Below are 23026 nucleotides of genomic sequence, written 5' to 3' on the forward strand. Positions count from 1 at the left end.
TTACTATAAGTGGCTTTCTTTTGTTTAATTATATTAAACAGTATTGAAAGAGTTTTCTAGGAAGTTATCAGTAAGTAATGATGAAGGTACGATAGTATGCGTTGTATTTGTTACGCTAGATACTGTAGAAGTTACTCCACCGAGTAAGCTGCCCCCGGTTAATCCACCAAGTAAATTAGAAATAACATCTAAACCACTTCCACCCGTAACACCGCCAGTTAAGCTGCCCACGATATCTGTTACGATACCAATTGGATTGTCACCACCCACACCGCCAGTAACCCCACCAGTTAAGCCACCCAGAAGGTCAGTTACTACACCAAGAGGACTCTCACCGCCAGTAACTCCACCAGTTAAACCACCGAGAAGATCAGTTACTACGCCAAGAGGGCTATCACCACCAACGCTACCAGTTGCGCCACCAATAGTTCCTGTCACTCCGCCAAGGATTTCTGTTAATAAGCCCGTTGCAGTCGTACCATTTGTAATAAGCGTATCAAGAATACCAGTTGCTGATTCAGTTGCGCCTTGAATATCACCACCGACTAAATCAGAAACCACTTCAAGAGCACCATTTACTGTGTCGCGTGAAGTCTCGAAAGTTAACGTACCGAGGTCTGCAATTTCAGAAACAGGATGTTCTGCTTGTGGAAGGATACCGATAATTGTGTCAGCAACTGTGTCAATACCAGTGTTGATAATTTCAGTTTTTAAGCTTTCGACACCTTGAAGAATATCAATACCGCCTTGAACTACGTCAATCACTGGAGAGATTGGAGACGTTCCACCACCGATACCGCCAGTTACGCCACCGATAATGTCAGTAATCACTTCAAGTGGGTTACCGTCCACACCACCAGTTACGCCACCGATGATATCAGTGATCACTTCAAGTGGATTACCGTCAACACCGCCAGTTACGCCACCAATAATGTCAGTGATCACTTCAAGCGGATTACCACCAACGCCACCAGTTACCCCGCCAATAATATCGGTTACTACGCCAAGAGGGCTATCACCACTGGTTACACCGCCGATAATATTATTGACAATTCCCGTTGCGGTTGTACCGTTAGTGATAAGTGTATCGAGAATGCCAGTAGCAGATTCAGTTGCGCCTTGAATATCGCCACCGACTAAATCAGAAACAGTTTCAAGAGCGCCGTTTACTGTGTCGCGAGAAGTTTCGAAAGTTAATGTACCAAGATCTGCTAGGTCTGAAACAGGATGTTCAGTTTGTGGAAGGATGCTAATGATTGTGTCGGCAACAGTGTCGATACCTGTATTAATAATTTCAGTTTTTAAGCTTTCTACGCCCTGAAGAATATCGATACCACCTTGAACAACATCAATAACTGGAGAGATTGGGGATGTGCCACCACCGATACCACCAGTTACACCACCGATAATGTCAGTAATTACTTCAAGTGGGTTGCCGTCAACACCGCCGGTTACGCCGCCGATAATGTCGGTAATCACTTCAAGCGGGTTACCATCAACACCGCCAGTTACGCCACCAACAACACCAGTCACAATACCTGTAGCAGTCGTACCGTTGGTGATAAGCGTATCAAGAATACCAGTAGCAGATTCAGTTGCACCTTGGATGTCGCCACCAACCAAATCAGAAACAACTTCAAGAGCGCCATTTACTGTGTCGCGAGAAGTTTCAAAAGTTAATGTACCCAAGTCAGCAATTTCAGAAACTGGGTGCTCAGTTTGAGGAAGGATGCCGATAATAGCGTCGGCTACAGTTTCAATACCTGTGTTAATAATTTCAGTTTTGAGGCTTTCTACACCTTGAAGAATATCGATACCACCTTGAACAACATCAATAACAGGAGCGATTGGTGAGGTTCCAAGATCAATGCCACCCGTTACGCCACCAATGATATTGGTTACGGTTTCAAGAGGATTACCACTAATACCACCAGTTACTCCGCCAATAATATTAGTGACAGTGTCTACAGGACTTGTAGAACCAATACTACCCGTAACAGTACCAACAGCATCGGAAACAAGGCCAGTTGTGGTTGTTGTAAGCGTATTTGTTGCTGTAGATAGAGTGTCTGAAAGTAGGCCAGAGGTTGATATGTGACCATCAACTGAAGAGCCGCCAGTTACGTTAGTATTCACCGATATAATATTACCTAAGTCTTGAGTAACTTTTGATATCGAAGAAACAAGAGTTTTTAGTAAGAACATGTTGGTCTATTTCCTATATAATTATGTATTTTTAAGTAAGTATTATTTATTGCGCTACATAATTAATGAGATTTGTATCTCAATAATTGGAATTTAGTATTGGTTAGATCTCAAAAGCTGTCAATGTGTATTTCTAGTCACATTTTTTGATATTAAATAATATTTAAAGAAATAATAATTCATTTAATTTAGACGTAAAAATAATAATAGTTTTTATATAATATTTTTTTAATTAATTATATTTTTACTTATATTTTCATTTATTTGAATCATTATATTAGATAAATTTTACTTAGGCCTATATTGTTAGAGTTCAACTAGAAATATTTTATTTCTATAATGTTGACTAAAATAGTCGCCTTTAACTTCTAGGTATATGACCAAATACTTCAAAAAGCCTATAAAACTTATTTGAAAAAAAATATTTCAAATACATCTTAGGTGAGAAAAACACCAATAATTTTAGCTACTATTTTATGTAAAATAGGGTGCTGGCTAAGAACTAGACGGTTAATGACAGAAAGATGAAAAAAGGCTTCCTAAGCTTTGAAAAATGCGTATAATGCGCAACATCAAGTACGCGCTCATAGCTCAGCTGGATAGAGCACTTGGCTACGAACTAAGGGGTCGGGAGTTCGAATCTCTCTGAGCGCACCACTTGAAGAATTAACCGCTATTATATAGCGGTTTTTTTGTGTCTGATTTTTATCATCTTTATTAAAAGCCGTTGTTCATAGAAACCAGCTTTGAAAAGAATAAAGGTGAAAAAGATTAACCAAATGTTTTAAAACGGCTTTCATCTTCAATAAAAGCTTTTTCACCTGCTTCGCCTTCGATTGAACCAAATACTAATTGAGCTCTTAATTTCCAGTGAGTAGGAATATTAAAAGCTGCATTAATTTTCTCATCAATGATTGGATTATAGTGTTGCAATGAAGCGCCAATGCCTTGTTCAGCTAGGACGTTCCATACTGCAAATTGTGCAATTGCTGTTGAATGCTCAGACCAGATTGGAAAGTTATCGGCATATAGCTCGAATTGCTCTTGTAGACCTTTAATCACATCTTGATCTTCAAAAAATAAAACTGTACCTGCGCCTGATGCAAAACTTTGAATTTTCTGTTCAGTTCCAGTTAGGGCTTCTGCCGGAATAATAGTTTTTAATACATCTAGAACTATATTCCAGAAATTTTGGTGTGATTGATCAAATAAAACTACAACGCGAGAAGATTGGGAGTTAAAAGCAGATGGGCTATGTTTTACAGCCTCTTGAATTAGTTTTTCAATTTCAGTAGGAGAGTGTTTTAAGTTTTTTCCTATTGAATAAATAGAACGACGTTTTTTAATTAATTCTAAAAAGCTTGTTTCATTGGGAAGATTTGTCTCTTGAGTGGTTTGGATAACCACATCTTTTGAGACAGTTGCTTTTTGATTTAAGCCAAATAATTTTGCAAAAAAAGACATGAGACATTCCACTAAGAAGGTGATGCTCTTATTGTAGAAATTTTAAAAAGTGAAATAACCCCAATAAATATGAATCTACGTTCCATATATGCAACGAAAAATATTTTTAATCTCGCTACTAAGGCTACTTTTGAGCAAAACAAAAAATAGCCTTTGATTCATTTTAAAGCTGAAATGAATATGCTCTAATAGTTCCGATTTATTGAGTATCGATGCAGTGCAATGACCGAGCAAAAAACAGCTTTATCTTTACGTTACTATTTGAATTTAGAAGAGTCACAAGATGGATTTTCATTAGTGACATTTGGGAAAAAACAATTTACCCGTTTTCTAACACCTGCGATTAGTATCGCAATTATTATTTGGGGACTTTATTTAGGTTTCTCTGGGGTTGGTCGATATTATGTTGGGCTAGGTATTTTTTTTCTGGTGATGCAAGGGCTGATGCGTTATTGGCTTTTACCGATGTTATTTAAACGTCAATTTGTTCGTTACCAGTTTGGAAAGAGTGAGCAGGGCATCGACCTCTATCAAGATTATTTTGAGCTTTATGCCAGCGGTCGTAAACAAGTGATGCAATATTCAGATGTGCAAACCTTTGCTAAAGGCAAGCTGACTTACATGCTTGAGCTAAAAAATAAAACTGTAATTATTGTGCCAAAGCGAGCATTTGCACAGGTTTCAGATCAAACAATATTTGAAAATACATTTAAGAAATAAATTATTGGACTTATTAGCCGCAACAACAAAGGAAGCCTCATGAATACACGTCCTTCAAAAATCGTTTGCGTAGGCAGAAGTTATGCCGATCATGTCAAAGAATTAAATAATGCTATGCCTGACAGACCTATATTATTTATTAAACCACCTAGTAGCTTGATTGGTTTAAATGACGGTATTTCATGGAATCCAGCTTGGGGCAGTTGTCATTTTGAGTGTGAATTAGTTTTACGTATTGATCAGCCTTTAAAAGGTGAAACTGACCCTGAGAAAGCATTAAAAGCGATTGGGGCAGTGACTTTAGGTCTTGATTTAACAATGCGTGATTTACAGAATGACCTGAAAACTAAAGGTCACCCATGGGAGCGTGCAAAAGCTTTTGATGGTGCTTGTGTTTTGGCAGACTGGGTTGATACGAGCGAAATTACAAATTGGCAAGAAACTAAATTCACGTTCCATATTAATGATGAGTTACGTCAAGATGGGAATACTGAACTATTAATGTTTACTATAGGCGATCTGTTAACTGATATTAATCAGGTTTTTTCATTAGAGCCGGGTGATGTGATTATGACAGGCTCACCTGCGGGTGTTGGACCATTACACTCGGGTGATCAGTTGAAAATGACATTAAAGGGTGCAACGCAAGATTTTGCGTGGGAAACTTTTGTAAAAGCGTAATCCCATTTACGCTGCTAGATATTTTTAACCCTATTATTTTTCAATAATAGGGTTTTTTGTGAGCTAAGAATTAGAATACAGATAATTAAATGAGAAGTTGCTACCTACTTATTTCTCTTCAAGAATTGTGGAGAGGGGAATAGAAAGTTTTGCAGCTAGATAGTCATTAGACTCAACTAAAGCTGGACCAATTTTTTCCATCCATTCATCGTCATCATGCACATTTTGGACATCTTGGCGTAAAGGGAGTGGATATGGAAGAGCAGTAAAAAAGCTCCAGAAGTCGACTTGAGACAAATTACGAACTAAAACATATTCATCTTTATCTGTACGCTTAATCAAATTTTGCTCTTCAAGTAGAAGTACATAAGAGGGCCAGCGTCCAACTTCTCCTCGGCCTAAAATTTCTAGGGCTTCTTTATCACTCACACTTTCACCCAGTTTTTGCTTTTTATAAAACAACTCAAGAATATCTAGTAACATGAGAACAGGGTGTCGTTTTTGCTCTTTACCTGAGTGAAAAGCAGTTAAAGCAAAACTTACCTCTACCCCCAGTAAAATAATATTCCATGAGAGAAAGATCCATAGTAGGAAAATTGGTACTGCTGCAAATGCACCATAGATAAGTTCATAACTGGTGAAATTTGACATCACAAAGCTAAATAAGTTTTTGAGTATTTCAAAAAGTGCAGCACTTAAGCAGGCCGCTATACCGGCTGCATAAACTGGAACTGTTCGGTTCGGAATAGTCCAGTACAAAATAAAAAAGCCAACAATGGTTAATAGAAAAGAAATAAGCCAGAGTATGAAAGCTCCATCAAGTTGATATCCTGCAAAATTATTGCTGAGAATGTTCATGGAAGCGACCGTCGAGGAAATGACGAATGCGCTTCCTAAGATAATCGGGCCTAAAGAGATGATCGTCCAATAACGCATGAAACCCATAATGCCACTACGAGTTTCTTTTACACGCCAAATACGATTAAAGACTGTTTCAATCGACGTGAGCATTAAGACGGTTGTGATGAATAAAAACAGCACACCAATAACAGTTAAGTTGCTCGATTTTTCTGTAAAAGCATTTAGGGCTTTATCAAATGCGATAGTACTCTTGGGTAAAAAATTACTATAGATCAAATGTTGGAGCTGTTGTCTTGCAGGTTCTAACGCTTTAATTGAAGAAATAATTACTAAAAAAACCGTTAACATCGGCACAACAGCGAATAGAGTTGTGTAAGTGAGAGAGCCAGCTTGTTCACGGCACCGATCAGCTTCAAAACGTTTAAATACATATAAAACGAACTGAAACCAGGTTTTATTATAAAAAGGAAGCTTACTTAAAAAACGTTGTAACATGCGTCGTCTATCCCGATTTTTTTAATCATCATGTTGGGCGATTAATAGCTTATCAAAGTATGAGCTTAAGAACTCAAATCATAGATTAAAGCAAAATAATAACTTATCGAATTAAGGTCGTTCTGTAAGTTTACTATGCGCTATAGAAAAAATTGTAGACCTAATCTTTTTCAAAAAAGTTGGCTTTCTGTTGTCTGGACATAGAATTCATCAAAAGTCGATAAACCTTTTACCAACGAATTTGAGAAAATTTACTCGTGTTACCTTTCATGCTACACAATCAATCACCTCTAGAATTTCATAAGATTGGTTTCGCCAAAAAAATAAAAAATACCGTATAGTGTTCTTTTTAACAAAATTTATGAAACCGATGCAACCTTACATTCTTGTACTCTATTACAGTAAATATGGCTCTACAAAAGAAATGGCACATTTAATTGCCAATGGTGTTGAGTCTGCGGGTATGTCAGTGAAAATTCGGACAGTGCCAAATATTGCTCCAGTCGTCACAATAGCTGAGCCAAGCATTCCGGCAGAAGGTGATATCTACTGTACGTTAGATGATTTAGCGAATTGTGCAGGTCTGGCATTAGGCTCTCCAACTCGCTTCGGCAATATGGCAAGTGAAATGAAATATTTTTGGGACCAAACGACTAGTCTTTGGCTCAATGGAGCATTACATAATAAACCTGCTTGTGTTTTTACTTCTTCTGGATCGATGCATGGTGGGCAGGAGAGCACGTTACTCACGATGCTGCCGCCGTTATTTCATCACGGGATGATGATTTTGGGATTACCAAATGCAATTCCGGCTTTATCTAATACTAAAACAGGTGGAACACCGTATGGGGCAACTCATGTAAGCGGACCCCGCCATGACCAGAACTTAAGTCAGGATGAAAAGATTTTGTGTGAAGCACAAGGTAAGCGTCTAGGTGAGGTTGTTAAGAAGCTTTCAGGGGTCCTTTAAAACAAATAAAAAAAGAGCGGATATCCGCTCTTTTTCATTTGTACAATTTATTCTTTTACAAAGGTAACTTTGCCATCTGTAAGAGAAAGAACACGTGCTAATGACTCAACTCGGTAGCCTTTTTCAAGCAATAAATCACGACCTGATTGGAATGATTTTTCAATCACAATACCTACGCCAACAACTTCTGCATTGGCTTGGTGAATTAAATCAATTAGTCCTAATGCTGCTTGACCATTCGCCAAGAAGTCATCAATAACTAATGCTTTATCAGTTGAATGAAGGTGTTTGTTTGAAATCGCAATTGTGCTTTCAGTTTGTTTAGTAAAACTAAATACTTTAGAGCGATATAAGTCATCTTTTAACGTCAATGACTGATATTTACGAGCGAAAATTACAGGTACACCAAGTTCCAAACCTGCCATGATTGCAGGTGCAATACCTGATGCTTCAATGGTAATAATCTTGGTAATCCCTGCATCTTTAAAGCGAGCGGCAAATTCTTTACCAATCTGCTGCATGAGTACAGGATCAATTTGGTGGTTTAAGAAAGCGTCGACTTTCAAGACTTGATCAGATAGAACGATACCTTCTGTTAAGATTTTCTGTTCTAGTGCGTGCACGGGAGAATCCTCTAGACGGATGCTTTTAAAGCAAATGCGTATTTTAAAAAGCATCCGAAAAAATGCAAGCTTTAATTCGTCTTACCTGTATAACTTGTTAATAACAGGCCATAAGAAGTTTTACCATCAATATGGCTGACTTTAACTGGTAAATAATCTAGTTTTGGGGCTAACCAAAAGACTGTACTGCGTTCAGGCTTGCTGTGTTGTAAAACGACTTTAATGGTATCGAATGTTCCATAAGATGTTTTAATTTTTTCATTGCCTTGTTTTACAAAGCGACGATTTTCAACTTCTTTTGCATCTGCAAGTGGATAAGAGGTTTTAAGTGAACCATTTTTTAGGTCTTCACGAAGTTGTAATTCTGCATTTAACTCGTCAAGTACGCCAGCCTGCCAAGCGAATGAACGAGCTTTATCATCTTTCTTGGTAGAAATAGTTTTGCTGTTTGGATTAAAGTTAATATTCATGGTGTTGTTATGAATCAAAATTTTGCTGGTACGGCTAAAACTTTGAGATCCAATTTTACCATTAGCAAAACTAAATTTACTTGTTTCACTTGCAGAAGCAATTCCACCTGCTTTTGCAGTGAAATTATAAGTCCAATTATTACCTTGTTGGCTTAAGGCACGTGTCGCCGAACCCATACCTTTATTATTATAAGTAAATTGATAATTTGCCTGAAATGGGCTCATGGCAAGTGCATGACTTGAGAAGCCTGCAAAAAGCAAAGTTGTTGAAATACCTGTTGCGATGCCAAATGATTTCAGAAATTTTGTTGCCATAAGTAAATATCCTTGTACAGACTGAAAAGTCAGTGCTGATGCATCTATAACTTAAACATATTATGCCTGTTGATCATGGAGAAAAAATCAGGATTTATGCTAAATGTGTAATCTATTTGTGTTTTTTGGCAGTTAATTCATTTTTATTTATCACAGCTTTATACATCTTTTTGCTGGATTGGTGTGATTTCAGAATCTTCTAATTCGTCTTCATAATCATCGTCCTGATCACGGTAAAGCAGGGCGGCTAAATTAACATTTCCAAATACGACTAACTCAGCCTCACGAACTCGTGCGTAATTTACATGCACTTTACCTAGTGTCTCGATGATACTGGCTTTTTTACCAAACCAGCGGTTGAGATCAAGAAATATGAGTTCATCACGTTCTTCTGCTACATTAAAACGTTCAAGAATCATTCCTAAAGGGTCTTTTTTCAAAATTTTATGGTAGTAAAAAACTGCGGCTTTTACGGCAATCTTCTGCCAAAAGTTTTTATATTTTGCTTCAATAATTTGTGTATTACTAATTTGTTCAAAAACTAAAAGCTGTTGTTCTTTATTAAATTCCATCTGAATCAGTTTTAAATCAACAGATAATGTCGTCTCTAGGCCTTTTACATGCATGGTTGCATATAATCTTAACCAGTCATGATAAAGATCAGCATGGAGGTCATCTAAAAATTCAACATTATTGGTGACATAACGCTGTAAAGTCGCATTCAGAAAGGTTTGTGATAGCGTAAAATCTCTTTCTTCTTCAATGAATGCTTCTGCTTTTTGGTAGACTTTTTGAAGGCGTCTGACTAATGAGGAAAATAGCGTTTGCATAAAAGAACTTCCAGAAGATAATTTACTTAAGAACCAACACAATCTTTATTATGATAAAAAACGAGTTTTGATATTGCAGTGTAACAAATTTAATTGATACATTTTGACAAAATGAAAATGGATAAAACTCTATGTTTGAAGTGAATCACACTTTTATCCAGATTTGAATATCAGTTTATATTTTATTCGGTATTAAACCGTGGGGAAAAGGCATTTACATGCTTTTAAAATTATGTTGAATAAAAGAAGTCTATCCATAGAGCCTTTTTATCATTGGTGGCAAGACCGAGTCTTTATTGCTGCGACAATATTGGCAGTCTTACTGCATATTTTTGTGTTGCTCATTCACTTTGCGATGCCTAGCTCATCAGAGCAATCTACTAAAGAAATTGCAATTTCAATTCGATCAAGCAATGAGCCAGTGCAGCAGGCAGACTTTTTGGCGCAAGCAGACCAGCAAGGTTCAGGCGCATTTCGTGAAGCTCACCGTACCTCTAGTGATACTCCAAATCCCATGTCTAATGATGCTTCAACTGGAGATGCGCAGTTAGAAACTTTGCAAAAGGTTCAGCAACAAAGAGAGCTTAAATTTGAAGAAAAAGTCTTAATGACAGTTTTGAGTTGGCAAAAACAAGCTGACGCCAGTCAAAGGAAAAAAGAATTAGAACAATTACAAAGTCAATTTCAGGCAAAAGCTGCGATGGTTGCAAGTCTCGAAGCACAATATTTACAACGTAGACAAGATTTCAGCCGTCAGCAAAAAATAAAAACAGTAGATGGCGTTCAGGCGAAAAAAGATGCCTCGGCTGCTTATCTAGATAAATTCCGTGAGAAAGTGGAGTTGTATGGTAATCGCTATTATCCAGAAGAAGCCAAACTTCAACAGTTGAAAGGCGAAGTCCGTTTAATGGTTATTTTAAATGCACAAGGAGGGATTCGTGCAATTCGGTTGCTTGAGAGCTCAGGACATTCGGTATTAGATGAAGCTGCAAAGTCTTCAGTACGTCGCGGCGCACCATTTGGACATTTTGATACCAATATGAAAGATATTTCTGAATTGCGTATTGTACGTACTTGGCGTTTCGATCCGGCTCAAGCAGAATTTGAAGTGCATTAATAAAAAATGTGGATAAGTTTTGGCTTATCCACATTGATTTTAGTTCATTAAACAACATCTCACCTGAAGGCAGACTATGTTTTTCATCTAATCAATAATGATTAGATCTGTTCTTGGTAGGGATTGTCTATATTCAGTTTTGCTAGAATTTCAACTTCAAGCCCTTCCATTTCTTCAGCTTCTTCGTCACTAGTTTCGTGGTCATAACCGAGTAAATGCAAAACACCATGTACTAATAAATGTGCAAAGTGTTCTTGAGCTGTTTTCTTTTGTTCAACCGCTTCTTGCAATACAACTGGAATACAAATAACTAAGTCACCCAGAGGAAAGGCATCGAGCATTGGTAAAACTTCTTCAGGAATATCACTTGGAAAAGATAAAACATTGGTTGGTTTATCTTTCTCTCGATATTGCAGATTAAGTTGTTGGCTTTCTGCTAAATCGACACAAGCAACGCCAATTTCACAATCTTCTTTATAACCAACGTGGCGTAAAGTTGTCTCAATAATTTTTTTGAGTTGAGCTCGTTTGAGCTCTAACTCAGGTAATTGAAGGTCTTGTTGTAAACTTAAACTGATTTTCAAAATGAATCCTTAAGCATCCTGATGTTGCAAGTCTGCTGCTGTATCGTTTTCAGTCATTAACGCTTCTTGACGTGCTTTGCGTTCAGCACGTGCTTCAGCATTAAGACGATGTTGTTCTCCATCCCAACCTTCATACGCTTCAACAATTTTTTGAACCAGCTGATGACGTACAACATCGCGGGAATGGAAACGGGTAATATGAATTTCGGTAATATTCTCAAGTACACGAAGTGCGTGTGCCAGACCAGATTGTTGACCTTTAGGTAAATCGACTTGAGTAATGTCACCTGTAATTACTGCACGAGAGCCGAAACCTAAACGGGTCAAGAACATTTTCATTTGTTCAGGTGTTGTGTTTTGAGCTTCATCCAAAATTACAAATGAATGGTTAAGTGTGCGACCACGCATATATGCAAGAGGCGCAACTTCAATTACTTGACGCTCAATTAACTTGGCAACTTTTTCAAAGCCAAGCATTTCGTAAAGGGCATCGTAAAGAGGGCGTAGATATGGGTCAATTTTCTGGGTTAAATCACCAGGTAAGAAACCTAGCTTTTCTCCAGCTTCTACAGCAGGACGTACAAGTAAAATCCGCTGGATTTCGTTACGTTCTAGCATATCTACGGCGGCGGCAACTGCTAAATAGGTTTTACCTGTACCAGCAGGGCCTACACCAAAAGAAATATCGCTTTGTAAAATACGTTGTACATAACGTTTTTGATTGGCACCACGTGGATTAATGCGGCCTTTTCGTGTCTGGAAGTAGACATCGAGCGGCGCATCATTTTCATCCATTTCGTCACCAACCAACTCGAAATTGCGTTCAGTTTGTGAAGATTGAATGAGGAGGTGTAATAGATCGGCACTGATTTGCTGGGATAGCTCAGACTCTTCGTAGAGTCGTTGCAATAATGCTTCGGCTCTCCCAACAGCATCAATTTCACCATCTATGTGAAAAACATCTCCACGATGAGTAATTTTGACATCTAAACGCTGTTCAATTTGCTTCAGGTGCCCATTATAGGCACCCAGAATGCTCTTTAAACGTTCCATTGAAATTTCAGGAAATGTTACGGTACGTCGAATCGCTGCAGTCAAGAGAAAACCTTTCAGTAGACTTTAGAATACCTCTACATTACGCCACGTCAGGTTCAAGATTCAAGAGCTCACCGTAAACAAAATTTAAAGTTTTAATTTCAGTAATCTCGATCTCTGCAAAACGACCAACCCAAGTCGCATCACCAACGAAAGTGACCAGACGTGTATTGTCAGCAGTACCAATTAAAATATTAGGGTCTTGATCAGATACTTTTTCAATAAGTACACGTTCAATTTTACCTAACATGGCATCTGTTTTTTCAATACTAGACTGCTTAATTACTTTTTGAACTTGAGCTAAACGTTCTTTTTTAACTTGCTCAGGTGTGGTGTCTGGCAAGTCTGATGCTGGTGTGCCTGGGCGTTTTGAATAAACAAAACTATACGAATGATCGAAGTCTAAATCTTTGATAAATTGCAATGTTTCTGCGAAATTTTCATCGGTTTCACCAGGGAAGCCAATAATAAAGTCACTTGATAAATGCATATCTGGACGAATTTTGCGTAGCTTCGCAATTTTATCGATATAGACATCAATCGTGTGATTTCGCTTCATTGCTTTTAAAACATCATTCGAACCACTTTGTACCGGCAAGTGTAAATGTGACACCATTTGAGGTAAATCTTCATAACACTGAATAAGCTCATCAGAGAACTCAAGTGGGTGCGATGTTGTATAACGTAAGCGTCCAATACCCGGAATTTCTGCAACGAGTCGTAACAATTCAGGGAAGGTACAGATGCCACCTTCAAAGGTTTCCCCGCGGTAACCATTTACATTTTGTCCAAGAAGTGAAATTTCACGGACACCTTTTTCAGCAAGCCCTGCAATTTCAGCAAGTACATCATCTAAAGGTCGAGAAACTTCTTCACCGCGTGTATATGGAACTACACAGAAAGAACAGTATTTAGAACAGCCTTCCATAATAGAAACAAATGCTTTAAAGCCTTCTACACGTGGTTCTGGTAAAAAGTCGAACTTTTCAATATCTGGGAAAGAAATATCAACCAGTTTGATTTTATCTTTTTTAGGTTTTTCTACTTGAGCATTATGTTGATCAAGCATTTGCGGTAAACGGTGTAATGTTTGAGGGCCAAAAATCATGTCCACGTAAGGCGCACGTTTTTGAATATTGTCGCCTTCTTGAGAGGCAACACACCCACCGACACCAATCACAAGATCAGGATTTTTGTCTTTTAGTTTGCGCCAGCGCCCTAATTCACTAAATACTTTTTCCTGTGCTTTTTCACGGATAGAGCATGTATTCATGAGCAGGATGTCTGCTTCATTAGGGTTGCTCGTTAAAATGTAACCGTGAGAGTCCCCTAAAAGGTCTGCCATACGGTGACTGTCATACTCATTCATCTGACACCCTTGAGTTTCAATATAAAGTTTTTTTATTGAAACATCAGTGGTGTGCGTTGGCTGGGTAACAGTGTTTTCTGAGGCAGCTTTGGCACCATTGGGAATGAAGGTTTGAACCGTCATGCAGGCTCCTAACAGATCGATCTAAAAAAGAATAAATTTGCCCAAAGTGGGTCAAACCATTCATTATAGCAGTATTTGGACCGAACCGATAACAGTAAACCTTGAGAACATGACACAGTTTTTTTGAAGTAAATTATGTAAATTTTAATGATGTTGAATCAGAGAGTTACATAACACAACAAAAGAAAGCACGAAGACTAATTAAACTATGCTCTGAAGGTGAATAGTCAGGGTTTAACACATTTATGAGACCAAGTAGAAAGAGCTCATCAATCCATAGTCGTGTAATGAAAAATAAATATATGCATCGTAGCTGGTTAGGAGCTATGTGTTTACTTGGTTGTTCATTTACCTATGCTGCCGAAGAGCAGTTTAATGACGCATTAAACGCTGCAAATAGTGGTAATACAGCATTATTAGACCAATATCAGCTTGCTATGCAAAATGATGTATTGGGATACTATCCAGAATATTGGAAACTTAATACCAATCTTGGCTTTCAACCTTCAGCTTCGATTGTAAGTTTTGCCCAACGTTATCCTCAATCAGCAATGGCTGAGAAATTAGCAGCTGATTATGTTGAAGAAAAAGTTAAACAAGCTGACTTCGCATCTGCACAACCTTTACTATCTTATGTAACTAATCCAGATCAGGCCGAAAATTGCGCATTGGCACAGGTGAGAGCGAAAACTGGTGATGCATTAGTTTTTGCTGAATATAAAGATGTATGGTTAGCCACCGAATCGCAACCTGAATCTTGTGTGGGCTTAGGACGCTTGATGTTATCTAGTCCATTAATGAGTCAGCAAGATAAACAACAGCGTCTTTGGGTGCAGTTACGTTCTGGTTTAACAGGGCAGGCCCTTGCTACCGCACAGACTTTGGGAATGAATTTGTCGTTGGCGCAGCTTAACCAAATTCAGGCTAATCCACTCAATTATTTGTGGAGTGCGCCTAAAACAAATGATACAGATTATGCGTATTTGATTTTTGCATTAGGTCGTTTGGCTAATAATGACTTAAGCAATGCTTTTTCGAATGTTCAACGTGTCGCTCAAGGTACACCAGAGAATATACAAAAGTATTTATATCGAACCGTGGCTTATATTGGTGGCACCACGGTCATGAAAAATAATTTCAATCGTGAAGTTCTTCAATATTTTGATGCAAGTTACGGTTATCCTCTAAGTCCTGAAGAAGCTGAAATTTATGCGCGTCAGGCAATTCGATTTGGTGCGTGGGAAAGTTTAATCCGTGCCATTGATAGTATGACCGTGACACAAAAACAAGAAGACCGCTGGCAATATTGGCTTGCTCGTGCAACAGAGCAGCGCGGTGATAGTAGTTCGAAAAATACTGCACAACGTATTTATAAAAAATTAGCTGAAAGTGGTGATGACTATCACAACCTTTTAGCAAAAGATCGTTTGGGTGAACGTTATAATCATCAACCCTATGATGATCAGCCAACAGCAAGTGATTTAAGACGTTTAGATCAGAATGTTCACTTTAATCGTGCTTTTACTTTAAGACGTATTAATGCAAATCCAACCTATACCAACCGAGAATGGAACTGGGCAGTTCGACAAGCTTATCTTCAACATGATGATGGTGTGTTGTTAGCTGCGGCAAAGCGTGCTCATGACATGGGGTGGTATGACCGTGCAATTTATGCTGCAGATCGTACAACAAATAAACATAATGATACGTACCGCTATGTGACGCCTCATAAGACTAATGTTGTAAGTCATAGTTACAATGCAGGAATTGATCCAGCGTGGGCTTATGGTTTAATGCGACAAGAAAGTCGGTTTGTTACTTCTGCACGTTCTCATGTTGGAGCGGGCGGTCTTATGCAAATTATGCCTGATACGGCGAAGTTGATTGCACGTCAAATGGGCGAAACCTATAATCCAGCGGCCTTAAATGAAATGAATACCAATATTCGATATGGAACATTTTATTTGTCGATGATTCAAGGGCAGTTAAGCAATAATCCAGTTTTGGCAACGGCAGGTTATAATGCTGGGCCTAATCGGGCAAGACGTTGGCAACCGGACTTTCAAACAATTTCGGCTGACCAATATACAGAGACAATTCCATTGTTAGAAACCAGAGACTATGTCAAGCATGTCATGACTAATGCAACACATTACGGTGTAATATTAGGGCAAGGGGCTCAATCGCTATCACAACGTATGAAAGTCATTCCAATGCGTACATCGCCTTAAGTTTAGGTGGTTGATGATGGATCTTCTTTTAATTGGCATATTCAAGTTTTAATTAAATGAAATATAGATATTTGGAACTTCGTTCAATTTTGCAACTTGCATGGTGGCTTATCTGTGCAGGGGTGGGATTGATGAGTTCCGTTTTACATGCCGAACCTGTTAATTTACAGGGGTATGTTATGCATGTACAAATGACACCTGCCGCATGTGCATTAGATCCCTCTAAACAAAAACAGCGTAAATGTCTTGAAGGATATTCATTGACAATTACAGGCCTCATGCCAGAAACAAATCAAACAGATTGTTCAACAGAAAGTTCGGCCGCTCTCTCTCCATTACAATCTAAAGTCGTAGCTCGGGTCATGCCTGACAACAATGCCCGTGTGCAGCTTTGGAAAAGTGTAGGGGGGTGTGTTCCTATGAATGCAAGTCAATATTTCCGGACAGTCATTAACTTTGCTGAACGTTTAAAAATTCCAGCTAGCCTTACAAGTTCAACAAATGTTGAAGTTCAACAGTCAGCCTTAAAACAGCAATTTACTCGTCTTAATCCGAGTTTGCCTCAAAATGGTATTCGTTTAAGTTGTCAGTTATCGCGTTCAGATGTTGTTTTAACTGAAGTGAAGGTGTGTTACACGGTAAAAGGCCAATATAAACAATGTGCAAATCATGTGGTATCGAATTGCCCAGGTGAAATCACGATTAAAGGTAGTTACTAAAGATGACGATCATTTCGTAAAAAAATGCTGACCATGCATTGAATCTTTTTGTAAATATTAATTTGTATTTTCTATCAGACTTTTGGTGAAAATGAGTCGCTTTTACATGCATCTGCCACATCTTTAGAGTACAATCTTTGCCGTTTATGATGATTTGGTTAGATGGAATTCCTATTTAGCCTGATTAAGGACACTCATTGGAGACAATTACATGAAGCAACCCGTTCGTGTTGCCGTGACTGGCGCTGCAGGTCAAATTGGTTACAGCTTATTATTCCGTATCGCAAGCGGTGAAATGTTAGGTAAAGATCAACCTGTTATTTTACAATTGCTTGAAGTTCCAGTTGAAAAAGCACAACAAGCGCTTAAAGGCGTAATGATGGAACTTGATGACTGTGCTTTCCCTTTATTGGCTGGCATGATCGGGACTGATGATCCGAAAGTTGCATTTAAAGATGCTGACTACGCTTTATTGGTAGGTTCTCGTCCACGTGGTCCTGGTATGGAACGTGCTGACTTGTTAAAAGTTAACGGTGAAATTTTCATCGGTCAAGGTCAAGCATTAAACGAAGTTGCTAGTCGTGATGTTAAAGTATTAGTTGTAGGTAACCCTGCAAATACAAATGCTTACATCGCAATGAACTCTGCTCCAGATCTTCCAGCGAAAAACTTCACTGCAATGTTGCGTCTTGATCACAACCGTGCGCTGACTCAAGTTGCTCAAAAAGCTGGTGTTGCAGTTGCTGATATCGAACACTTAACAGTTTGGGGTAACCACTCTCCAACAATGTATGCTGACTACCGTTTTGCAACGGCAAATGGCGAAAGCTTAAAAGACAAAATCAACGATGCGGCATGGAACAAAGATGTGTTCCTTCCAACTGTTGGTAAACGTGGTGCTGCGATTATCGAAGCACGTGGTTTGTCTTCTGCTGCTTCTGCTGCTAACGCTGCAATTGATCATATGCGCGACTGGGCACTTGGTACAAACGGCAAATGGGTAACTATGGGTATTCCATCTGATGGTTCTTATGGTATTCCAGAAGGCGTTATGTTCGGTTTCCCTGTAACAACTGAGAACGGAGAATACAAAATCGTTCAAGGTTTAGAAATTGATGAATTCAGCCGTGAACGTATTAACTTTACGTTAAATGAGCTTGAAGAAGAACGTGCAGCGATTGCTGACATGTTGAAATAATTTATCTTTTTGATAAGTTAAAAAAAGCACTCTTTTTAGAGTGCTTTTTTATATTCAATCATTCGTAACGAAACACAAAAAACAACAAGAAAATATAAACATTATCATGCATATAAAAAGGTTTTATTGTTAGAGTAGTTAATAGATGATTTAAAACAAGTTATAGGAGAATAACAATGTTTGAGCAGCAACCTACTTTAGAACTTTTATTTGATCAGTTGGGTTTAGATTCGGATGAAGCAAGTATTGAAAACTTTATCAAAACACATCAATTGCCGGCTGATCAGAAACTACACGAAGCTTCTTTTTGGTCAAAAGGCCAAAGCGATTTTTTAAAAAGCCATTGGGAAAAAGATGATGAATGGATTGTGGTTATTGATGAGCTGAATGAACAACTACATGAAGATAGTGTAAAGAGATAAATTAAAAATAAGGCCTGTTTTACATAAGATATAGAACAGGCCGATGCAAATTAAATATTTAGTGCGTTTTTGATTTTACTAAATTTTTATACCATGGTTCTTGGCGAACTGAATTAAAGACAGGATGTGCGTGAGGTAATTCTAGATCACATGTACTTGTTGATAAATATTTAGTTAACCAATGTCTGGTTAGTGCTGACTCTTCTCGCGCTGCTGATGCATAAGCCAAGAAGAAATATATATCTGCATGTTCGTAATGGGCTAATGGCTTCAAAATTTGTTGAGTAATCAACGCAAAACGTTTTTCTTTATTTAATTCAAAATAAAGCATATAAGCCTTAGCCAACTGCAAAGATAAATTCAGATATAAACTCAATGGCATCTCTTCATATTCCATACGAGCTTGTTCAAGTAAAACAATCGCTTCTTGTAAAAAATGAAGCTGCTCTTGGCGAACATGACTTAATATGACAAGTTGCAAGCGTAAATCGGCACGCTCCAAAGCAAGTTCAGGCGTATTTTCAGTCAAATAAAGTTGATCTGTCTCACCAATTCTGTTCACAATCGTTTTACTTTCAATAGACATACGCCCTAGTCCTTCTTGATCAATAGCATTTATATCGGGTTCATTTACCAAATTTAAAGAGTAGCTTTTAAACCCAGATAGAATTTCCGCTACGAAGCCAAGCTGTAATCGAAAGCCTTTGTTGCTTTGAAGTTAATACTTCATGTAATAAGTTGCTTTGAAATATCACCAGTCGATTGGGTTCTGGGTCAACAATATGCCATTTCTCATTTTTATCTTGCAGTCGTAATTGACCACCCCAATCTTCTTGCCATTCTGCATGTAAATAATAAACGGTTGAGATAATACGATCATTTTTTTGTTGAGGATTGTCTCGGTGTAAAGCATAAAACTCCCCCAAATTATAACGGGCAAAATGAGCTTCAACTTCTTTAATTCCTAAATAGAATGCTTGATTTAGACTTTGCGAAAATGAAGTTAAAGTTTCAACATGTCGTTGAGCAATAGGGAGCTCATCATTAATCCAGAGAATATGGTCACTACGAATATTGCTCACCACACCATTTTGAATACCAGCTTCTCTAAATTCATCAATATGATGGCTACACTCTTTGGCGACTTGCGCGCGATATTGATCCGAATAGGCTTGATTAATAATAGCAAAGCCATGCGTATTTAAGTCATCCAGAATTTGATCCAGATCCCATGAGTCCGGAAGCAGGTGAGAGAGCATATAACCTCGAGTAGATCGTAAAAATATCAAGCTGCTCTATTTTAGATGATCACAACCTTACGAAAGAATATTTTTTTCATGTTAAACTATTTGTTGAATTGAGGAATTAAAGTCAACATGAATTACCGTCACCATTTCCATGCGGGCAACTTTGCAGATGTTATGAAGCATGTGCTTTTGCTACAGCTTCTCAACCGTTTAAATGCTAAAGATAAACCTTATCGTTATATCGATACGCATGGAGGTGCAGGAAAATATAATTTATCTCTGGCACCTTCACAAAAATCTGGAGAGTTTCTTACAGGCATTCATCGACTAGTTCAGATATCTGAAATGGAAAAGCGTCAGGCACCTGAAGCAATCCAGCAATATTTGAAGTTAGTAGAACAGTTACGTTCTGAAGAAGGTAAGGGTAGTTATCCGGGGTCACCATGGTTTGCTTTGCAAGGTATGCGTGAGATTGATAAAGCAACCGTGTTTGAAATGCAACGTGATGTTTTTGAGCAATTGCGACATAACATTTATGATAAACGTGCAGGTTTACATGAGCGTGATGCATACGAAGGCTTGCTCGGCGTTATTCCACCGAAAGAAAAACGTGGTTTGGTCATGATTGATCCGCCTTACGAATTAGAGCGTAAAGACTTTCCGCAACTAGTTGAACTTTTACAACAAGCTTATAAAAAATGGCCAACAGGTGTTTTTGCAGTTTGGTATCCAATTAAAGACCGAGCGATGATTGAGCGTTTTGAAAAGAAAATGTTCAAAACAGGTATTCGCCGTCAATTGGTTTGTGAAATCTGTGTATGGCCAGATGATACACCTGTAGGCTTAAATGGTTGTGGTCTATTGGTGATTAATCCACCTTGGCAGTTCTCTGAACAAGCCGACCAAGCCCTACAGTGGTTATTCCCGCATCTACGTATGCAAGAAATTGGTGGCCATGCTGCTGTTCGCTGGTTAGTAGGTGAATAACAGTTAACTTAAATCAATGCACATGTTTGGAATAGAAAATAATGACAAATGCGCCTAAACCAGAGCAAGATTTAACTCATAATGAACATTCATTTGATGGGATTACATTCGAAGTGGTTGAAGAAGAAGATAATCCGGAAGGACAAAAAGTGAAGCGCCGAGGAATTTATCTTTGGCCTAACTTAATTACGACAGCCGCTTTGTTGTCTGGTTTCTATTCCATCATTGCGAGTATGAATGGGGATTTCACCCAAGCTATTTATGCCATCTTTATTGCAGCTTTACTCGATGGTTTAGATGGCCGAGTTGCTCGAGCTATTGGTGCACAAAGTGCTTTTGGCGAGCAATATGACTCACTTTCAGACTTATTGGCTTTTGGTGTAGCTCCAGCAATGCTTATGTATAGCTGGAGTTTGCATGATTTAGGTCGTATTGGTTTGGCATGTTGTTTTGTTTATACAGCATGTGCAGCTTTCCGTTTAGCACGTTTTAATGTGCAAATTGGTGTGGTTGATAAGCGTTATTTTATCGGAATTGCTAGTCCATTGGCTGCCATAATCATTATTTCATTAGTGTGGGTTGCTCGCGACTATCCTTTCATTTTTGATTTACGTGATATTGCGATTAAAACCATTAATGCTGTTCTTATGGTTGTTGTGGGATTACTCATGATCTCCAATATCAAATATTACTCTTTCAAACAAATGGACCGTAAAAGAGTTCCTTTTGTAGTTATGTTGCCAGTAGTACTGATTTTTGCAGCAATCACTTATAATATTCCAATGGGCATTTTGACCGTTTCAATAATCTATGCTCTATCTGGTTTTGTTACGACATTATTTGCACGTAAGAGTAACGAAACAATAAAAACATAAAATAGAAGAGGTTCGGTATGCCTATGTTGATGAATCAAATTAATCAATTACAGCAGCTGGGCCTTAATGCCAAAGAGGGGGTGGTCTATCAACCTTCTCGCGGCTTCTTTAAAATTGTTTATCAAGGCTTAATCCTTCCAAATCTACCGGCTCCACTGCGCTATTTTAATTACATTAGTATGGTTGGACAGCCGCGCATTCCTCTTTGCTATAATACTCACTCAATTACGACTTCGGCAATCGATACTGCAACTGTACTTGTAAGTAATAGCCAACATAGTGTGGGACATTTAAAAACTTATTCTATTCGGCGGCAATGCCAGTTTGACTCAAAACAATATCAGTTTGATAAAACAGATTTGATTGAGTGGAAAATCCCAAAGATCCATCTTCAGCGACTAGACTCGGAAATGGGATGTGATCTTACTATTCAGATTCCAGAAAATATCTCTAATACTTCTGCATTACAGTGGGGAGTCTCAGACTATTGGTCAACCTTATGTTTATGTGAGGGGGAAATTTTTTATAAAGGACAAAAGTATCAAGTTGAAGGATTAGGACGCTTTAAACATGCAAGGGCTCTACATTTACCGTTTTTATCTTTATGTTTCTATACATGCCAAATTATTAATTTAAATGAAACGACTCAGCTTACATTTACACAAATAAGAAATCAGTGGAATATCATCTTATGTTCAAGGTTAGATATTCAAGAATTTGGTAAGTCTGTTGAAAGCTTTACTGAAGATGTAAATTTACATATCCACCGCGTTTATCCAAAAGTTAGAACACCCAATGATAAAGAGATGTATTTGCCCAGAGAGTTTTCTTGGCAATGTAAAAAAAATGGAAAAATTATTTTTGAACTTTATGCACAAAGCCGTGGCGACTACAAGTTTGGATTGGCTGCTGGATATGTGGGAAGCTTCCAATATCAATTAAGTTGGAATGAACAATGTCTACAAGGTGAAGGTGGATATTGTGAATATATTGATTGTCGCCCACTTAGGTGGCAGGAAAAGAATCAGGACGAAAAAATATTAGATAAATTGATGCTTTTACAACCATGTTTATATAAAAAATGACTATTTTGGGCATTTTTGATTAAAAAGCGAACTGTTGTTTCAATAATATTAAAAAAGGTATTGCAAAGGGATCTTAATCCTCTATAATGCACATCCATCGGCGGTGATGCAGATAGAAACTTGTTGAAAAACAGTTACTTGGAATTGAGTTAGTTGCTTTAGGTGATAAATTTGATGAGAAGTTGGTTTTGAGAATAAGTTTTAAAAATATCGAAATTACCTGTTGACTTTTAAGAGATTAAGAGTAATATAGCCGACCTAGCTTGCTGGTGACGAACCAGTAAGAAGATCATTAAGAGATTATGAAGAACAACTTGTGTGGATTTTTACTGATTGATTG

21 protein-coding genes, 1 tRNA gene and 1 pseudogene are annotated in these 23026 nt (G+C 38.0%); 12 read left to right on the top strand and 11 right to left on the bottom strand.

What is annotated here, in order from left to right; translation table 11 throughout:
• Positions 1 to 33: 33 nt before the first annotated feature.
• Positions 34 to 2205 carry a hypothetical protein gene (locus RMB03_RS12400; protein ID WP_311076419.1) on the bottom strand — a complete coding sequence of 724 codons (2172 nt, stop codon included), beginning with the start codon at positions 2203 to 2205 and terminating at the stop codon, positions 34 to 36.
• Between the two features lie 580 nt (positions 2206 to 2785).
• Here RMB03_RS12400 and RMB03_RS12405 point away from each other — a divergent pair.
• Positions 2786 to 2862, top strand: a tRNA-Arg gene (locus tag RMB03_RS12405).
• Positions 2863 to 2976: 114 nt separating this feature from the next.
• On the opposite strand, the gene RMB03_RS12410 is transcribed toward RMB03_RS12405, so the two are convergent.
• Positions 2977 to 3669 carry a nitroreductase family protein gene (locus tag RMB03_RS12410; protein WP_056482661.1) on the bottom strand — a complete coding sequence of 231 codons (693 nt, stop codon included), beginning with the start codon at positions 3667 to 3669 and terminating at the stop codon, positions 2977 to 2979.
• A 222-nt stretch (positions 3670 to 3891) separates the two neighbouring features.
• Between RMB03_RS12410 and RMB03_RS12415 the strand changes: the two genes are divergently transcribed.
• Positions 3892 to 4389: a YcxB family protein gene (locus RMB03_RS12415; protein WP_003653610.1), complete on the top strand. Its 498-nt coding sequence runs from the start codon at positions 3892 to 3894 to the stop codon at positions 4387 to 4389.
• Positions 4390 to 4428: 39 nt separating this feature from the next.
• Entirely contained in the window at positions 4429 to 5070 is a 642-nt protein-coding gene (locus RMB03_RS12420) for a fumarylacetoacetate hydrolase family protein (RefSeq protein WP_311076424.1), read from the top strand.
• A 108-nt stretch (positions 5071 to 5178) separates the two neighbouring features.
• Here the strand turns inward: RMB03_RS12420 and RMB03_RS12425 are convergent, their stop codons facing one another.
• Positions 5179 to 6426, bottom strand: a complete 1248-nt coding sequence (locus tag RMB03_RS12425) for a YihY family inner membrane protein (protein ID WP_005038511.1) — start codon at positions 6424 to 6426, stop codon at positions 5179 to 5181.
• 361 nt (positions 6427 to 6787) lie between these two features.
• On the opposite strand from RMB03_RS12425, the gene wrbA reads away from it, so the two are divergent.
• The gene (wrbA, locus tag RMB03_RS12430) at positions 6788 to 7396 is read left to right on the top strand and encodes an NAD(P)H:quinone oxidoreductase (RefSeq protein WP_005038513.1); all 609 of its coding nucleotides are present in this window, start codon (positions 6788 to 6790) and stop codon (positions 7394 to 7396) included.
• A gap of 47 nt (positions 7397 to 7443) precedes the next feature.
• Here wrbA and RMB03_RS12435 read toward each other — a convergent pair whose 3' ends face one another.
• From RMB03_RS12435 to RMB03_RS12445, 3 genes are all read right to left on the bottom strand, one after another.
• A complete protein-coding gene (locus RMB03_RS12435; protein ID WP_004639480.1) occupies positions 7444 to 8019 on the bottom strand; it encodes a xanthine phosphoribosyltransferase in 576 nt (191 codons plus the stop codon).
• 71 nt (positions 8020 to 8090) lie between these two features.
• Positions 8091 to 8804, bottom strand: coding sequence for a DUF3108 domain-containing protein (locus RMB03_RS12440; RefSeq protein ID WP_003653602.1), 714 nt, complete (start codon positions 8802 to 8804; stop codon positions 8091 to 8093).
• A gap of 158 nt (positions 8805 to 8962) precedes the next feature.
• Entirely contained in the window at positions 8963 to 9634 is a 672-nt protein-coding gene (locus tag RMB03_RS12445) for a hypothetical protein (RefSeq protein WP_005038515.1), read from the bottom strand.
• A 232-nt stretch (positions 9635 to 9866) separates the two neighbouring features.
• On the opposite strand from RMB03_RS12445, the gene RMB03_RS12450 reads away from it, so the two are divergent.
• Positions 9867 to 10751, top strand: coding sequence for an energy transducer TonB (locus RMB03_RS12450; protein WP_281836276.1), 885 nt, complete (start codon positions 9867 to 9869; stop codon positions 10749 to 10751).
• Positions 10752 to 10852: 101 nt separating this feature from the next.
• On the opposite strand, the gene ybeY is transcribed toward RMB03_RS12450, so the two are convergent.
• From ybeY to miaB, 3 genes are read right to left on the bottom strand one after another with little or no spacing between them, the layout of a single operon-like run.
• A complete protein-coding gene (ybeY, locus tag RMB03_RS12455; protein ID WP_005038517.1) occupies positions 10853 to 11335 on the bottom strand; it encodes an rRNA maturation RNase YbeY in 483 nt (160 codons plus the stop codon).
• A 9-nt stretch (positions 11336 to 11344) separates the two neighbouring features.
• Positions 11345 to 12433, bottom strand: coding sequence for a PhoH family protein (locus RMB03_RS12460; RefSeq protein ID WP_003653596.1), 1089 nt, complete (start codon positions 12431 to 12433; stop codon positions 11345 to 11347).
• Between the two features lie 37 nt (positions 12434 to 12470).
• Positions 12471 to 13922 carry a tRNA (N6-isopentenyl adenosine(37)-C2)-methylthiotransferase MiaB gene (gene miaB, locus RMB03_RS12465; protein WP_003653595.1) on the bottom strand — a complete coding sequence of 484 codons (1452 nt, stop codon included), beginning with the start codon at positions 13920 to 13922 and terminating at the stop codon, positions 12471 to 12473.
• 287 nt (positions 13923 to 14209) lie between these two features.
• On the opposite strand from miaB, the gene RMB03_RS12470 reads away from it, so the two are divergent.
• The 4 genes from RMB03_RS12470 (at position 14210) to RMB03_RS12485 (ending at position 18492) form a co-directional block, all read left to right on the top strand.
• Entirely contained in the window at positions 14210 to 16153 is a 1944-nt protein-coding gene (locus RMB03_RS12470) for a transglycosylase SLT domain-containing protein (RefSeq protein WP_311076431.1), read from the top strand.
• A gap of 56 nt (positions 16154 to 16209) precedes the next feature.
• Positions 16210 to 16872 (top strand): ribonuclease T2 family protein, encoded by a 663-nt coding sequence (locus RMB03_RS12475; protein WP_003653592.1) that lies wholly within the window; start codon positions 16210 to 16212, stop codon positions 16870 to 16872.
• Positions 16873 to 17083: 211 nt separating this feature from the next.
• Positions 17084 to 18070, top strand: a complete 987-nt coding sequence (locus tag RMB03_RS12480; protein WP_003653591.1) for a malate dehydrogenase — start codon at positions 17084 to 17086, stop codon at positions 18068 to 18070.
• A 176-nt stretch (positions 18071 to 18246) separates the two neighbouring features.
• The gene (locus RMB03_RS12485; RefSeq protein ID WP_003653589.1) at positions 18247 to 18492 is read left to right on the top strand and encodes a DUF2789 family protein; all 246 of its coding nucleotides are present in this window, start codon (positions 18247 to 18249) and stop codon (positions 18490 to 18492) included.
• A gap of 58 nt (positions 18493 to 18550) precedes the next feature.
• On the opposite strand, the gene RMB03_RS12490 is transcribed toward RMB03_RS12485, so the two are convergent.
• Together RMB03_RS12490 and RMB03_RS12495 are read right to left on the bottom strand one after the other, a co-directional pair.
• Positions 18551 to 19078, bottom strand: coding sequence for a hypothetical protein (locus RMB03_RS12490; protein WP_311076435.1), 528 nt, complete (start codon positions 19076 to 19078; stop codon positions 18551 to 18553).
• Positions 19079 to 19145: 67 nt separating this feature from the next.
• Positions 19146 to 19751: a 2OG-Fe(II) oxygenase gene (locus tag RMB03_RS12495; RefSeq protein ID WP_311076437.1), complete on the bottom strand. Its 606-nt coding sequence runs from the start codon at positions 19749 to 19751 to the stop codon at positions 19146 to 19148.
• A gap of 117 nt (positions 19752 to 19868) precedes the next feature.
• On the opposite strand from RMB03_RS12495, the gene RMB03_RS12500 reads away from it, so the two are divergent.
• The 3 genes and pseudogenes from RMB03_RS12500 (at position 19869) to RMB03_RS12510 (ending at position 22705) form a co-directional block, all read left to right on the top strand.
• Positions 19869 to 20726 (top strand): 23S rRNA (adenine(2030)-N(6))-methyltransferase RlmJ, encoded by an 858-nt coding sequence (locus tag RMB03_RS12500; protein WP_003653584.1) that lies wholly within the window; start codon positions 19869 to 19871, stop codon positions 20724 to 20726.
• A gap of 41 nt (positions 20727 to 20767) precedes the next feature.
• On the top strand, positions 20768 to 21601 hold the full coding sequence (gene pssA / locus RMB03_RS12505) for a CDP-diacylglycerol--serine O-phosphatidyltransferase (protein ID WP_005043810.1): 834 nt from the start codon (positions 20768 to 20770) through the stop codon (positions 21599 to 21601).
• A gap of 17 nt (positions 21602 to 21618) precedes the next feature.
• Positions 21619 to 22705: pseudogene (locus RMB03_RS12510) on the top strand (DUF6670 family protein).
• Positions 22706 to 23026 lie beyond the last annotated feature (321 nt).

This window comes from Acinetobacter sp. V91_7 (assembly GCF_031799075.1).
Taxonomy (GTDB): domain Bacteria; phylum Pseudomonadota; class Gammaproteobacteria; order Pseudomonadales; family Moraxellaceae; genus Acinetobacter; species Acinetobacter calcoaceticus.

Coding starts and splice junctions, on each gene's coding strand:
- RMB03_RS12420 (WP_311076424.1), top strand. CDS start 4,429: ATGAATACACGTCCTTCAAAAATCGTTTGCGTAGGCAGAAGTTATGCC.
- RMB03_RS12415 (WP_003653610.1), top strand. CDS start 3,892: ATGACCGAGCAAAAAACAGCTTTATCTTTACGTTACTATTTGAATTTA.
- RMB03_RS12450 (WP_281836276.1), top strand. CDS start 9,867: ATGTTGAATAAAAGAAGTCTATCCATAGAGCCTTTTTATCATTGGTGG.
- wrbA (WP_005038513.1), top strand. CDS start 6,788: ATGAAACCGATGCAACCTTACATTCTTGTACTCTATTACAGTAAATAT.
- miaB (WP_003653595.1), bottom strand. CDS start 13,922: ATGACGGTTCAAACCTTCATTCCCAATGGTGCCAAAGCTGCCTCAGAA.
- RMB03_RS12440 (WP_003653602.1), bottom strand. CDS start 8,804: ATGGCAACAAAATTTCTGAAATCATTTGGCATCGCAACAGGTATTTCA.
- RMB03_RS12480 (WP_003653591.1), top strand. CDS start 17,084: ATGAAGCAACCCGTTCGTGTTGCCGTGACTGGCGCTGCAGGTCAAATT.
- RMB03_RS12485 (WP_003653589.1), top strand. CDS start 18,247: ATGTTTGAGCAGCAACCTACTTTAGAACTTTTATTTGATCAGTTGGGT.
- pssA (WP_005043810.1), top strand. CDS start 20,768: ATGACAAATGCGCCTAAACCAGAGCAAGATTTAACTCATAATGAACAT.
- RMB03_RS12495 (WP_311076437.1), bottom strand. CDS start 19,751: ATGCTCTCTCACCTGCTTCCGGACTCATGGGATCTGGATCAAATTCTG.
- RMB03_RS12410 (WP_056482661.1), bottom strand. CDS start 3,669: ATGTCTTTTTTTGCAAAATTATTTGGCTTAAATCAAAAAGCAACTGTC.
- RMB03_RS12490 (WP_311076435.1), bottom strand. CDS start 19,078: ATGTCTATTGAAAGTAAAACGATTGTGAACAGAATTGGTGAGACAGAT.
- RMB03_RS12475 (WP_003653592.1), top strand. CDS start 16,210: ATGAAATATAGATATTTGGAACTTCGTTCAATTTTGCAACTTGCATGG.
- RMB03_RS12425 (WP_005038511.1), bottom strand. CDS start 6,426: ATGTTACAACGTTTTTTAAGTAAGCTTCCTTTTTATAATAAAACCTGG.
- RMB03_RS12400 (WP_311076419.1), bottom strand. CDS start 2,205: ATGTTCTTACTAAAAACTCTTGTTTCTTCGATATCAAAAGTTACTCAA.
- RMB03_RS12470 (WP_311076431.1), top strand. CDS start 14,210: ATGAAAAATAAATATATGCATCGTAGCTGGTTAGGAGCTATGTGTTTA.
- RMB03_RS12500 (WP_003653584.1), top strand. CDS start 19,869: ATGAATTACCGTCACCATTTCCATGCGGGCAACTTTGCAGATGTTATG.
- RMB03_RS12445 (WP_005038515.1), bottom strand. CDS start 9,634: ATGCAAACGCTATTTTCCTCATTAGTCAGACGCCTTCAAAAAGTCTAC.